Raw genomic sequence first — 13,772 nt, forward strand, 5'->3', positions numbered from 1 at the left:
GTCACTAAGGTCTTCATAACGGGGATGAGGACCTTTCTCTTCCTTTTTTCTCATTACTGAGGTCTTCATAGCGGTGATGAGTAGCTCTGTCCGCATGCTTTCCTGTTTCTGTGGACGTCATAACGGCGATGAGCATCTATCGCCTCCGGATTTCTCGTCACTGGGGTCTTCAATACTTTGATGAGGACCTCTCTCCTCCTTGTTCCCCGTCACTGAGGTCTTCATAACGGCGATGAGGACCTCTATTCTCCTGGTTCCCCGTCACTGAGGTCTTCATAACGGCGATGATGACTTCTCTCCTCCAGATTTCTCTTCACTGAGGTCTTCATAACGGCGATGAGGACCTCTATTCTCCTGGTTCCCCGTCACTGAGGTCTTCATAACGGCGATGAGGACCTCTATTCTCCTGGTTCCCCGTCACTGAGGTCTTCATAACGGTGATGAGGACCTCTCTCCTCCTTTTTCCCCGTCACTGAGGTCTTCATAACGGTGATGAGGACCTCTCTCCTCCTTTTTCCCCGTCACTGAGGTCTTCATAATGGTGATGAGGACCTCTATTCTCCTGGTTCCCCGTCACTGAGGTCTTCATCCCAACGAATCCATTATTTTATAGTTCCTTTAACAACTAAAAAAACCAAAGCTTCCTAACAAGCTTTGGCTCTTTTTGAATATTAAACTGTTTCTATAAGTTTCGTTAACGTATTTCTTTCTTGTTCTGTTAACGGCACCAATGGAAGTCTTACACCGCCGACATCCATTCCTTTTAATTGTAGGGCTGTTTTTACTGGGGACGGGCTTGGTGCACTGAATAATCCCTTCATGACAGGCAGCAACGTTTGATGCTGTTTCGCAGCACTCGCGATTTCCCCTGCCTCAAAAGAACGAATCATCTCTTGCATTTCATTTCCTAACACATGTGACGCTACAGATACTACACCATTTCCTCCGATAGAAAGCACCGGCAAGGTTAAGCCGTCATCACCACTGTAAAGAACAAATTCATCCGGTGTATTTGCAATGATTTCAGTCATGGCATCCAGGTTTCCGCTTGCTTCTTTTACAGCAACGATGTTATCAATCTCAGAAAGGCGAACAATCGTTTCAACCGACATATTAACAACGGACCTACCAGGTATATTGTATAACATCACAGGCAGTGAAGTTTCAGATGCAATGGTACTAAAATGTTGATAAAGCCCTTCTTGACTCGGCTTATTGTAGTATGGTGCCACTAACATGATGGCATCAACACCTGCTGCCTCCGCTTTTTTTGTAAGGTCAATGGATGCTCTGGTATTATTGCTTCCCGTGCCGGCAATTACTGGAATTCTACCGTCGACAACTTTTACAACATGAGCGAAAAGGGCGAGCTTTTCTTCTGTTGATAGTGTAGGAGATTCACCTGTTGTTCCGGCAACAACAACGGAATCCGTACCGTTTTTTATAAGATAGTTGATCAATTGTGTTGTTTTCTCAAAATCTATGTTTCCTTTATTATCAAATGGAGTCACCATAGCTGTAGAAACTTTACCAAAGTTAATCATGAACTGTTTTCTCTCCTTCTTCTGCGGTTGGATGTAAAATCGTTATTTGTTTTCTTGCTAAATTGAAAGCCTTGTGTAAAGCATTCACCGCTTTAATCATATCTTCTTGTTTTACAAGTACCCAGATTGTGGTATGGCTATCTGCGGATTGAAGAATTTGTATGCCGAGTTCCGACAGTGCTGATACTATTTTCGATGTTACCCCGGGTACACCTGTCATCCCCGCTCCAACTGTTGCAACTTTTGCACAGTGGCGGTTTACTTTTGGCTCATACCCCAATTTCTGCAGTACATTTATCGCTTTTTCACTCATTTCATCTGTGACGGTATAAACCACACTAGTAGGTGAAATATTGAAAAAGTCAACGCTAATTTGTTCATTGGCCATTGCGCGAAAGACTTCGGTTTGAATGCCATAATTGCCCTCTTTAGCAAAGACCTTTATTTGTGTGACATTAGGTACATGGGCTATTCCCGTGATCAAGCGGTCCTTTACATCTGCACCTTTTCCCATTCTATCTAGCGAGGTCACTAATGTCCCAGTTGAATTGGAATAAGTCGACCTGATACGAATTGGAATCTTAGCTTGCATTGCAATTTCCACGGCACGAGGATGAATCACTTTAGCCCCTTGATATGCCATGTTACATATTTCGTTATAGGTGACAACAGGTAATGGAGAAGCATCTTTTACAATGCGTGGATCTGCTGTCATGACCCCTTCCACATCTGTAAAAATATCAATCCATTCTGCATGAAGGGCTGCACCTAATGCGGCCGCTGAAGTATCACTTCCTCCACGCCCAATGGTGGAAATATCCCCGTTCTTCGTTTCCCCTTGAAATCCTGCCACAACTACTACTTGGTGCAATTCTAGCATTTCAAGAAGTCTTTCACATTTCATTTCAATGATACGGGCATTTGTGTGGTCGTTATTGGTTCGGAATCCAGCCTGTGGACCGTTTAATGCAGTTGCAGATATTCCTTCCTTTTGCAGAAGGCTACTGAATACAATGGAAGAGATGATTTCTCCACAAGATAATAGCATATCTATTTCACGCTTTGACACGTTGTTCTTACCTGACTCCAAAAGGTTTAAAAGGGTGTCCGTTGCGTAAGGCTCCCCTTTTCTTCCCATGGCGGATACGACCACGACCACTTTGTATCCATCGTTCACTGCCTTTTTTATATGGTTGACTGCAGCAAGTCTACTCGCTTCATCCCTTACTGACGTTCCACCAAATTTTTGAACTATTATTTTCATATATTGACACCTCATCGCGGTTTAGAAACATCCTTAATACATACGAAAGATGTGATGAAAATAGTACCTTCCAAGAAGGCGCTCACTGTTCAAGAATGGCGATGGGGTAAATCGGTCTTTCTTCCGAAAAGAAAAGGTCTCTGAAAGACCTTTTATCTCTATTTATTGGTTGATTACGCCGAGTTTCACTAAGCTCTCTGCTATTTGTACGGAATTCCAAGCTGCACCTTTTAACAAGTTGTCAGATACAATCCATAAATGGAAGCCTCTTTTGTTATCTAAGTCCTTCCTGATTCGACCGACAAACACATCGTTAGAACCTACACAATCAGCAGGCATCGGGTATACCTGTTCTGCAGGATTGTCTTGCAGTACCACTCCAGGAGCTTTTTCAAGCAACGCCTTTAAATCTTGAACAGTCACATTTTCGTCTTCTACTTCAATATATACAGACTCGGAATGTCCTGTTACAACTGGAAGACGTACACAAGTAGCTGCAACCTGTAAGTTTTGATCGTGCATAATTTTTTTCGTTTCATTTATCATTTTTAGTTCTTCAAAAGTGAAACCATTCTCTTCAAACTTATCAATCTGCGGAATGGCATTGAAAGCGATTTGATAATGTTTCTTATCACCTTTTACAGGTAGAATGCTTGGTGTGAATGCTACATTGTTTAAAATGGCCTGTGATTGGGATTCTAGTTCTTCGATTGCCGCCGCACCTGCTCCTGATACTGCTTGATAAGTGCTGACAATAACTTTAGTTAGACCAAATGATTTCCTGATTGGCTCTAGTGCGACCACCATTTGAATAGTTGAGCAATTTGGGTTGGCAATGATTCCGTTATGGGATTTAATGTCTTCTTCATTTACTTCTGGAACTACTAACGGGACATTTGGATCCATACGGAAGAAACTAGTGTTATCAACCACTATCGCTCCACGCTTTGCCGCTTCAGGGGCAAGCTCCTTGGAAACACTTCCTCCTGCACTGAACAATGCTATATGAACACCCTCAAATTTATCAGGTGTTGCAACTTCAATTGTCACTTCTTCCCCTTTAAATAATACTTTTTTACCTGCAGAGCGCTCCGAAGATAATAGCGTAAGCTTCTTAACCGGGAAATTTCTCTCTTCTAATGTATGAAGCATTTGCTGTCCTACTGCTCCTGTTGCGCCTACAACTGCTACATGTAAACCACTCATCTATTAAGCACCTCTCCATTTTAAAAATAGCTCTATTAATATTTCACTGAGCTTTCAGAATAAATATTCATATATAGTTTTTAATTTTATCATATTACTGAAATAAAGAAGAGAAGAAATTCTTACTTTTCTTCTCTTCTGAACAAATTTTATTATAAATCGTCTTTGTACCTTTCCACGATGACTGGTTGAATTTGTTTATGATCTAATGCATGCTCAACTGTTGGCATGAGCATACTCATTCTGGCAACCATGGAATTCGGTTTTTTGTCCGGTGCATCTTGCCCATAAGGAATAAAGTATATATTTTTGGTAGCCATTAATCTCATCAAATTTAATCCGTTTAATCCGAGGGCATCATTGGTAGATATCCCTAAGACTACAGGGTTATGATTTCGCAGTGTTGCTTTTGCAGCCATTAGTACAGGTGAATCTGTAAGCGCATTAGCCAATTTACTCATCGAGTTCCCGGTTAAAGGGGCAATGATCATACAATCCAATGGAATCTTCGGTCCAAGCGGTTCTGCTTTTACAATGGAATCAATCACTTTAAATCCTGTCATGTCTTCAATCAATTTAATCCAATCTTCCCCTTGACCGAACCTTGTATTTGTATGTTGAACGGTCGAAGTAACTACTGGCCTCACTTCAGCACCAGCATCAAGTAGTTTTTGTATTTCCGGAATAACAGCATCATACGTACAATGAGACCCCGTTAAACCAAAACCTAGCCGTTTTCCTTTTAATTGCATGGTTAATTCCCCTTTCTCCCTTCCATTTCTTCTTTAAGTAATTGTGACAAAACATTCGCCACGATCTGCCCCGCAGTTTTCGGAGCAACAATTCCTGGAAGTCCTGGAGCTAATAATGCTTTAATTCCTCTTTTCTCGGCATACCGGAAATCAGTACCTCCTGGTTTGGATGCCAAATCGATAATTAGAGTATGAGCAGGCATTTTAGAGATTACATCCGATGTAACGATTAGGTGTGGAATAGTATTAATACAAACATCAACATCTGTGACATTCTCAGCCAAGTCGTTTAGATAAAAAGGAGTTACGCCCATCTCGAATATACGGGCAATATGTTCGGACTTTCGAGCGCCTACACGTACATTGGCACCGAGTGCGGCAAAAGTTCGTGCTACACTCATTCCTACTCTCCCTAATCCCAGCACCGCTACATTGGAGTTATGGATCGTAATATCTGTATGTTGAATCACCATCATGATGGTACCTTCCACAGTTGGAATTGCATTATAAATGGCAACATCATCACGATCAAACAATTGAACCAACTTCCTATTTGTACTTGCAACCAGTTGATTCAAATACGGATTGGTGATTCCTGAATAAATGGTACAGTGATCTGGTGTATTCTTGACTATTTCCTCCGTTAGCACAATTTTTTCGTTTGAGAAAATTGTATCAACCTGCCCCTCTAAATTTGTGCCGGGAACAGGAAGGATAATGGCATTGACAGTCGTGAAATCTACTTCATTCATCTGCTCCTTTGAAGCACCAGTAAAGCCGTGATCTAATTGGTCAAATCCTACAAGCGAAAGCTTCGCGTCTAGCTCAATAAGCTTGCGTATCACTTCCAACTGCCTTGCATCACCGCCAATGACAGCTATGTGCAAACCGGTCAGCATATATCGTTCACCTTCTTCTACTTCGTGAAAGTTTGTAAATCTGGCTCAAGTTTTTCTTACTTACACATCTTATGTAACCTATGGAAAATCTGTGCTTGAATCAAAGGAGAAAGGGAAGAGTTTGCAAGTAGGTGGTATTTAGGAGTATGTGGATGGATTCATTGGATGTTTATTGATCTAATAGCTCAAATAAGAAATTATTTTTTATGTTCTGGGCTTAGAGAGGGCTTCTCTTATATCTAAAGTTGTTTGATCTATGCTGTTAGGGCTTAGAAAAAGCTTCTCTCTTACCGAAATACACGTTACCCTTGCCGTTCGGGCTTAGAGAAGGCTCCTCTCTTACCGAAATCTGGGGTACCCCTGCTTTTCTGGCTAGAGAAGGCTTCACTCTTACCGAAATCAGTGGTACCCCTGCCATTCGGGCTTAGAAAAGGCTTCTCTATTCTCTACTACCGTATACCACGTAATCCTTGCCGTTCGGGCATACAAAGCTCTTGAACACAAAAAAAACCCAGCTCACGCCGAGTCATTTACTCTTCTTCTTCCGGTATGTCAATAATAATCATATCTGTACCAATCTTTTTAATATGATTCCACGGTACACGAATATCACTTCCTTCTTTCTTCAATCCGAACCATTTCAATGAAGGAATGATGAGCGAACGTATCTCACCGGTATTTTCGTTGATCTCAAGATCTGTATGACCGAGTATCCCAAGGCGTTCTGCCCGTTTCACATCGACAATTTCCTTTCCGCTCATTTCACTTAACCTCATATAAAATACACCTCCTATATTATCTATATTAGAAGAAGTCCAAAAAAAAACCTGCCATTAGAAAATGGCAGGCATCATATTATTTTTCTTGAATTGATTTAGGCATTTCGCCGCTAGGACTGATCAAAGCAACCGAGTATTCATCTGTAAAAATCTTGGTTGCCAAGTTATTGACAGATTCCTCTGTGATACTATTGATTCTTTCTAATATATCATCAAGGGAGCGATGTCTTCCAAGGAGAAGCTCATTCTTTCCGTTTCTGCTCATCCGACTATTTGTACTCTCAAGACTCAACATAAGACTGCCTTTAATTTGCTCTTTACTGTTAACCAGTTCTTTTTTTGTAATCCCGTCGCGTTTAAGCGTGTTAAGTGTTTGTTGTATGGTTTCAAACAACAGATCTAATTGGTTGCTGCCAGTTCCACCATAAATGGTAAGCATCCCGTTGTCTTGGAAAGTGGAGTGGTAGGAATAGACGGAATATGCAAGTCCGCGTTCCTCCCTTACATCCTGGAATAGACGACTGCTCATACTGCCGCCAAGGACATTGTTCAATACAATCAAATTGTAAATATCTTTATCCCCAATTTGAAGCCCATCGTAACCTATGCAGAGATGAGCTTGTTCAGTCGTTTTCTTCTTTGCAATTCGTCCGGTTTCAAAGGAAGGTTTTACGTATTCACGCTTAGAGTAACCAGTTTCATAACTTCCAAATAGGTCTTCAATCTCTTTGACAAATGACTCATCAATATTACCAGCTACTGAAATGACCACATTGTCAGGAGTATAGGTTTCCTTCATATATTCACGCAACGTATTGCCGTTAAAGGCAGATAACGTTTCTTCCGTTCCTAATATCGGATAACCTAAAGGATGATTTCCATAGGATGCTCTCGCCAATACGTCATGAACGATATCATCTGGTGCATCTTCATACATTTTGATTTCCTCGTACACAACATTTTTTTCTTTTTTCAATTCTTCTTCATCAAAGATTGAATGGAAAAACATATCTGCTAAGACGCCAAGTGCATAGGAGGAATGTTCATCCATCACTTTTGCATAATAACATGTGTATTCCTTTGAAGTGAATGCATTAACCTGCCCTCCGATTGAATCGAAAGCCTCAGCAATTTCACGTGCATTTTTTGTTTCTGTTCCTTTAAAAAACATATGTTCAAGGAAATGCGATACACCATTGTTAACGTTATCTTCATTCCGTGAACCTGTACCAATCCATACGCCAATCGCAACCGAGCGGACGTGTGGTATATTTTCTAAAACGATTCTAACTCCGTTTGAACATGTATGTTTAGTAAGCAACGATAATCCTCCTATTCAAGTTTGCCAAATCTAGTTGTGATGAACGATTCTTTCTTCGCTTAAAAGAGAAGAAACTGTTCCTAGTTCAAGCCCTTTATCTTTTATGGATGTAATAAGAGTTTCCAAACTGTTTGCTGTTGATGGCGTAGGGTGCATAAGAACCATTGCTCCTGGATGGATCTTGCCCATCACTCGATTAATGAGAACATTAGGCTCCGGCTTTTGCCAATCAATGGTGTCAACACTCCACATAATGGTCCCTAGTTTCATGTCATGGGCAATGTTTACTACCTCGTCACGATAGCTTCCACTAGGAGGTGCAAACCAAGTGACTTTACTGCCAGAAATTGCCTCGATGACTTCATTTGTTTTTAGAAGCTGTTCCCTTACTGCAGTACTTCCTAATGTTTTCATATTAGGATGAGTGTAGGAATGATTCCCTACTTCATGTCCAGCATCTATAATCATTTTAGCCATCGAAGGGTTTTCTTTAACCCATCTTCCTTCAAGAAAAAAGGTTGCTTTTACCCCATGATTTTTCAATGTTTCCAGCATCCCTGGAATATGCTCATTTCCCCAAGCGACATTTATCAGGAACGAAACCATTGTCTTTTCAGGGTGCCCCCGATAAATCGGAGAAGGTGGTAAATCAGAGAGGTGAATCTTCGGCGGTATTTGCTTCATGACAAGCTTTTTCTCGTCAAATTCACCGCTCTTTTTCATATTCTTATATGAAGCTTCGAGGTCGACTTTTAATCCGTTAAGTCCCGGTTGAGCCTTCCAGATCTTATCTATCTTAGCATCTTGTGGGGCAACTTCATAAGTAGCTGCCTTTTCTTCAATCTCCACGTAGAGTGCATCCTTTTTCTTGGCAACTTCCGCAATATCGTTAGAAAGCACAGAAGATATATCACCCTGAAATGGTTGACTCACCGTGTTATATGTAAAAAATGCAATAATAACAAATGCCAACATTTGAAACGTACTTCTTTTCATTCCACCCACTCCTTCCTACAATAAATTTATGTAGGAAGTGGACAAGGTAGAACAAATAAAGCTAGCTGCATACCATCTCCAAAAAATAAATTTAAATGGGGTAGGTACTGCAAAAAGCCCGGCGGTCAAACCAGGCTCCTATATTAGGACATTTGTTCGTTTTTCTCTTTTTGTTCTTTCAGAAGGACTTTTCTAGAAAGGTTTACTCTTCCTTGTTTGTCAATTTCCATTACTTTTACAAGAACTTCTTCACCAAGTTTCACAACATCTTCTACTTGTTTCACGCGTTCTTCTGCAAGTTCAGAAATGTGGACTAGTCCGTCTTTACCACTGAATAGCTCAACAAATGCACCGAATTTTTCGATACGTTTTACTTTACCCATGTAGATTTCGCCAACTTGGACTTCGCGTACGATATCTTCGATGATTTTTTTCGCTTTATCATTCATCTCCATATTAATAGAAGAAATAAATACTGTTCCATCTTGTTCGATGTCAATTTTTACTCCAGTTTCTTCAATAATCTTATTGATTTGTTTACCGCTTGGTCCAATAACATCGCGAATCTTATCTGGGTTGATGCTCATCATCAAGATCTTTGGTGCATAAGGAGAAAGCTCTTTTCGAGACTCATCAATTGTCGCAAGCATAGAATCAAGAATATGCATACGTCCAATTTTAGCTTGCTGAAGCGCTTCTTCTAGAATAGCACGGGAAAGACCTTCAATCTTGATGTCCATTTGCAGTGCTGTTACACCCTTAGCGGTACCAGCAACTTTAAAGTCCATATCTCCAAGATGATCTTCCATCCCTTGAATATCGGAAAGAACCGTATAATGCTCGCCTTTTTTAATTAATCCCATTGCGATACCAGCTACAGGAGCTTTAATAGGTACTCCAGCATCCATCATCGCAAGTGTACTTGCACAGATACTTGCTTGAGAAGTGGAACCATTTGACTCAAGAACTTCTGATACAAGACGTACTGTATATGGGAAGTCTTTCTCGGAAGGGATAACTGGTTCAAGCGCGCGTTCCCCAAGTGCACCATGTCCGATTTCACGACGTCCAGGTCCTCTAGACGGTCCTGTTTCCCCAACACTGAACAATGGGAAGTTATAGTGGTGCATAAAACGTTTTTCTTCTTCAATTCCCAATCCGTCAAGAATCTGAACATCACCTAGTGCGCCTAGTGTACAGATACTTAAGGCTTGAGTTTGACCACGTGTAAACAGACCGGAACCGTGAGTACGTGGCAATAGGCCAACTTCAGAAGCAAGTGGACGAATCTCGTCACTCTTACGTCCATCAGGGCGTACTTTATCTTCCGTAATGAGGCGTCTTACTTCTTCTTTTACAAGCATGCTTAAGATTTCGTTAACTTGTTTCAACACATCAGCTTCTACTTCTTGCTCTTCATAACGTGCAACAACCTCTGTCTTTACTTCTTTAATAGCAGCTTCACGTGCATGCTTTTCAAAGACTTGAACTGCTTTTGTCATCTTCTCTTCAGCAAGCGCACGAATTTCATGCTCAAGGTTTTTATCTACTTCATAAAGAGTAACTTCTGTTTTTTCTTTACCTACTGCTTGTACGATTTCTTCTTGGAAAGCAATTAAACGTTTGATTTCGTTATGACCAAACATGATTGCTTCTAACATAACTTCTTCCGGAACTTCATCAGCACCAGCTTCCACCATGTTGATTGCATCCTTCGTTCCAGCTACAACTAAGTTGATATCACTCTTTTCAAGCTGTTCCACATTAGGATTTATAACGAACTCGTCGTTGATTCTTCCTACTGTTACACCTGCAATCGGACCTTGGAAAGGAATATCGGAAACAGATAGCGCCAAAGAAGAACCGAACATCGCTGCCATCTCAGATGAACAGTTCTGATCCACACTCATCACAATGCTGATAACTTGTACTTCGTTACGGAAACCATCAGCAAAAAGCGGACGGATTGGACGGTCAATCAAGCGGCTAGCCAATACAGCCTTCTCACTTGGACGTCCTTCACGCTTGATGAAACCACCTGGAATTTTACCTACTGCGTATAATCTCTCTTCATAGTTGACTGTTAAAGGAAAGAAATCTAATTTCTTCGGTTCTTTTGAAGCGGTTGCAGTGCTAAGAACAGCCGTATCTCCGTAGCGGACCATCACTGCTCCATTTGCTTGTTTTGCCAATTGTCCCACTTCTACCGTCAGGTTTCTTCCAGCCCAGTCGATAGAAAAGACTTGTTTATCTTGTCCCATGAGTTCGTTTAACCCCTCTCTAGCTTTCATATGTATTGACCTTCTTCTCCTACCTGATCCATTCAACGGAATGTTAATCAGTAGGACAGTCTATGTGAAAATAAGTTTTAGTATTATGTATAGTATGAACGAAATAACTACTACATATCAATAGAATTCCAGCATGTATAGGAAAAAAATCGCTTTTTTAAAGGATTATGAGCAATTTTTGAAAATAACTTCTAAAATACTAATAAAAAAGCGGGAATTCTCTCCCGCTTTTTCTGACAAACTTATCGACGTAAACCTAATTTGTTGATTAGTTCACGGTAACGAGTTACATCCTTGTTACGTAGGTAAGTAAGTAAGTTACGACGCTTACCAACCATTTTCAATAGACCACGACGTGAGTGGTGATCTTTCTTGTGAGTACGTAAATGCTCGTTCAGGTTGTTGATCTGTTCTGTTAGGACAGCGATCTGTACTTCTGGAGATCCAGTGTCAGATTCGTGAGTTCTGAACTCGTTGATAAGTTCTTGTTTACGCTCTTGTGTAATAGCCATCCTATTCACCTCCTTAATAGTAAAAACCCCTATTACCGAGCAAGCGTTGGTGATTCGACTTGCCAAGCAATGGTTTTAGTACGTTTAATAGCATACCTCTTTTTAAGTCAAAAAGCAAGTATCGTGTAGGTTTTTTTGAAAATAGTCTTCCGCAATTCCCTTGTCTTTTCTTATCTGAGCAACAAGTTCATCAATACCCGAAAACTTCTTTTCTTCCCTTATACAATTATGCCATTCTATTATTACTTCAAATCCATAGATCTGCTGATCAAAATTTAACAGATGTACTTCAATGGACGGTAGGCTTTCTTTCTTTTGCTTGTGAAAAGTCGGTTTATAGCCGACATTGCACACACCATTCACCCATTGATCATTCACATACATTCGCACGGTGTAGACACCGGTTCTGGGAATAACATATTCATCGTCAAGTACAACATTGGCAGTAGGGAATCCAATGGTCCTACCCCGTTTTTCTCCGTGACCGACTTTTCCTCGTACTTGATAAAATCTTCCTAAAGTATCCGGCAAATCATTAACTTTTCCTTCCTTCAATTGTTCTCTTATGAAGGTGGAACTTACTTTGAGTTCATTTGTTGTATATTTCTCCACAACAGTCTGATCAAATTGTTGTCTGGAATGAAACGGGAGCGTCTCCATTGTCCCTTTACCAAGACTGCCGTAGGAATAATCAAATCCAGCTACTACATGTTTGATATTAAGCCCAATAATATATTGATCTACAAAGTCCTGCGGTACAAGAGATGCAAAGGACATGTCAAATTTAACCACATAAAGAATGTCCACCCCTAATGATTCAAGAAGTCTTATCTTTTCGGAAAGAGGGGTTATATAACGGACATGCTGGACCGTTCTTCTTAAAACGACAGAAGGATGCGGATCTAGCGTCATTACTGCGCTTGCAGTTCCTAGTTCTTTCGCTTTTGCCAGCGCACTCTTAATGACTTTTTGATGTCCAAGATGAATACCATCGAAAAATCCGAGAGCGACTGTCGCAGGGATACACTCTTCTTTTGTAAGAGAATGGGGATGCTCCAAATACATAACTTTCATCAATTATCACCTAAATCTCAATTAATCATGCAAGACCAAACTACGCCAATTAGCCGTGAAAAACTTTTTTGGGCTTCATCAGTCCTGGCTTTGAAGGATGTTTCATATAGATGGCCAAGCATTTATTATCGTGGAAAACACTAAAGTATTCATTTGTATCACTGATATTCTCCGGATACGGTAAAACCGCACCGTTATACACTTTCTCTGCTACTTTATCACTAATTTCCAACTTAGGCAATGAACTTAGTGCTTCTTCCATCGGCAGCAAATGTTCATCTACAGTTCCCTGCTCAGCCAACTCACTTAGCTGTTCTAGCGTAATTGCATGGTCGATGGTGAAGTTACCTGAAGTTATTCGCGTCAAATAGGACATATGTGCAGGATATCCGAGCAGCTCTCCTATTTGTACAGCAAGGGTTCTGACATATGTACCTTTACTACAGTTTACTTGAAAGGAGAAACGGACTTGGCCCTTTTCTTCTTCATATGTAATATCGCTTGTCAGGAAAATATCATGAATGGTCACTTTTCTAGATGGCCTGTCAATAACCTTTCCTTCTCTTGCATATTCATAAAGTTTTTTACCATTAATTTTTACAGCGGAGTACATTGGAGGTGTTTGTTCAATTTCTCCTTTTAACTGTTGAAGAACGGAAAGTATTTTTTCTTTTGGTATAGGGTTGTCCACCCTTTTTTCTTCCACTACATCTCCTGTCTGGTCTTCTGTTGTTGTTGCAGTGCCAATTGTGACTTCAGCCACGTATGTTTTTTCTTCTGCGGTCAGGAATTCCACTACTTTGGTTGCCCTGCCGATACAGATAGGTAGCACTCCAGTCACTTCTGGATCTAGTGTGCCTGTGTGGCCGACTTTTTTTGTTTTCAAAATCTTTCTCACTTTAAATACGCAGTCATGCGAAGTGAACCCTTTTGGTTTGTTTAAGATTAATATGCCATCCATATAGGCCACCCCTTTCATTTTATAATAAGTAATCCCCTGTAGATTGAAGTGCAAGGTGTGAGACTCCTCGAAAATGCTAACGCATTTTCTTCGTGCGATGAATTTCTGCCGAAGCCTTCCTTGTCCTGCGGGGGGTAACGGTAGGTTGAGACCCCGCAAAGAAGTGAGGAGGC

At 40.7% G+C, this 13,772-nt stretch carries 12 protein-coding genes; all 12 read right to left on the minus strand.

From position 1 onward, the window contains the following. Nucleotides 1-671 precede the first annotated feature (671 nt). On the minus strand, nucleotides 672-1,544 hold the full coding sequence (gene dapA / locus HC179_RS07345; protein ID WP_168863750.1) for a 4-hydroxy-tetrahydrodipicolinate synthase: 873 nt from the start codon (nucleotides 1,542-1,544) through the stop codon (nucleotides 672-674). Further along, entirely contained in the window at nucleotides 1,537-2,808 is a 1,272-nt protein-coding gene (gene dapG / locus HC179_RS07350; protein WP_168863751.1) for an aspartate kinase, read from the minus strand. Before dapG ends, dapA begins: the two co-directional genes overlap by 8 nt. 162 nt (nucleotides 2,809-2,970) lie before the next feature. Continuing rightward, nucleotides 2,971-4,014, minus strand: coding sequence for an aspartate-semialdehyde dehydrogenase (asd, locus tag HC179_RS07355; protein ID WP_168863752.1), 1,044 nt, complete (start codon nucleotides 4,012-4,014; stop codon nucleotides 2,971-2,973). 152 nt (nucleotides 4,015-4,166) lie between these two features. Then, complete coding sequence (locus HC179_RS07360) at nucleotides 4,167-4,766, minus strand: dipicolinate synthase subunit B (protein WP_168863753.1); 600 nt, start codon at nucleotides 4,764-4,766, stop codon at nucleotides 4,167-4,169. Between the two features lie 2 nt (nucleotides 4,767-4,768). Further along, on the minus strand, nucleotides 4,769-5,665 hold the full coding sequence (gene dpaA, locus HC179_RS07365; protein ID WP_168863754.1) for a dipicolinic acid synthetase subunit A: 897 nt from the start codon (nucleotides 5,663-5,665) through the stop codon (nucleotides 4,769-4,771). Between the two features lie 530 nt (nucleotides 5,666-6,195). Next, nucleotides 6,196-6,441, minus strand: a complete 246-nt coding sequence (locus HC179_RS07370) for a YlmC/YmxH family sporulation protein (protein ID WP_010193298.1) — start codon at nucleotides 6,439-6,441, stop codon at nucleotides 6,196-6,198. Nucleotides 6,442-6,520: 79 nt separating this feature from the next. Next, entirely contained in the window at nucleotides 6,521-7,765 is a 1,245-nt protein-coding gene (locus HC179_RS07375; protein ID WP_168863755.1) for a M16 family metallopeptidase, read from the minus strand. 30 nt (nucleotides 7,766-7,795) lie between these two features. Further along, the gene (locus tag HC179_RS07380) at nucleotides 7,796-8,761 is read right to left on the minus strand and encodes a polysaccharide deacetylase family protein (protein ID WP_168863756.1); all 966 of its coding nucleotides are present in this window, start codon (nucleotides 8,759-8,761) and stop codon (nucleotides 7,796-7,798) included. A 143-nt stretch (nucleotides 8,762-8,904) separates the two neighbouring features. Continuing rightward, on the minus strand, nucleotides 8,905-11,022 hold the full coding sequence (gene pnp / locus HC179_RS07385; RefSeq protein WP_168863835.1) for a polyribonucleotide nucleotidyltransferase: 2,118 nt from the start codon (nucleotides 11,020-11,022) through the stop codon (nucleotides 8,905-8,907). A 272-nt stretch (nucleotides 11,023-11,294) separates the two neighbouring features. Continuing rightward, a complete protein-coding gene (rpsO, locus tag HC179_RS07390) occupies nucleotides 11,295-11,564 on the minus strand; it encodes a 30S ribosomal protein S15 (protein WP_010193305.1) in 270 nt (89 codons plus the stop codon). A gap of 102 nt (nucleotides 11,565-11,666) precedes the next feature. Next, a complete protein-coding gene (gene ribF, locus HC179_RS07395) occupies nucleotides 11,667-12,638 on the minus strand; it encodes a bifunctional riboflavin kinase/FAD synthetase (RefSeq protein WP_168863757.1) in 972 nt (323 codons plus the stop codon). 49 nt (nucleotides 12,639-12,687) lie between these two features. Continuing rightward, a complete protein-coding gene (truB, locus tag HC179_RS07400) occupies nucleotides 12,688-13,599 on the minus strand; it encodes a tRNA pseudouridine(55) synthase TruB (RefSeq protein WP_168863758.1) in 912 nt (303 codons plus the stop codon). Nucleotides 13,600-13,772 lie beyond the last annotated feature (173 nt).

Source organism: Bacillus sp. RO1, from assembly GCF_012524115.1.
Lineage (GTDB): Bacteria > Bacillota > Bacilli > Bacillales > Bacillaceae_I > Sutcliffiella_A.

Excerpts from the sequence above, each read along its gene's own strand:
- dapA (WP_168863750.1), bottom strand. The coding sequence starts at position 1,544 with ATGATTAACTTTGGTAAAGTTTCTACAGCTATGGTGACTCCATTTGAT.
- dapG (WP_168863751.1), bottom strand. The coding sequence starts at position 2,808 with ATGAAAATAATAGTTCAAAAATTTGGTGGAACGTCAGTAAGGGATGAA.
- asd (WP_168863752.1), bottom strand. The coding sequence starts at position 4,014 with ATGAGTGGTTTACATGTAGCAGTTGTAGGCGCAACAGGAGCAGTAGGA.
- HC179_RS07360 (WP_168863753.1), bottom strand. The coding sequence starts at position 4,766 with ATGCAATTAAAAGGAAAACGGCTAGGTTTTGGTTTAACGGGGTCTCAT.
- dpaA (WP_168863754.1), bottom strand. The coding sequence starts at position 5,665 with ATGCTGACCGGTTTGCACATAGCTGTCATTGGCGGTGATGCAAGGCAG.
- HC179_RS07370 (WP_010193298.1), bottom strand. The coding sequence starts at position 6,441 with ATGAGGTTAAGTGAAATGAGCGGAAAGGAAATTGTCGATGTGAAACGG.
- HC179_RS07380 (WP_168863756.1), bottom strand. The coding sequence starts at position 8,761 with ATGAAAAGAAGTACGTTTCAAATGTTGGCATTTGTTATTATTGCATTT.
- pnp (WP_168863835.1), bottom strand. The coding sequence starts at position 11,022 with ATGGGACAAGATAAACAAGTCTTTTCTATCGACTGGGCTGGAAGAAAC.
- rpsO (WP_010193305.1), bottom strand. The coding sequence starts at position 11,564 with ATGGCTATTACACAAGAGCGTAAACAAGAACTTATCAACGAGTTCAGA.
- ribF (WP_168863757.1), bottom strand. The coding sequence starts at position 12,638 with ATGAAAGTTATGTATTTGGAGCATCCCCATTCTCTTACAAAAGAAGAG.
- truB (WP_168863758.1), bottom strand. The coding sequence starts at position 13,599 with ATGGATGGCATATTAATCTTAAACAAACCAAAAGGGTTCACTTCGCAT.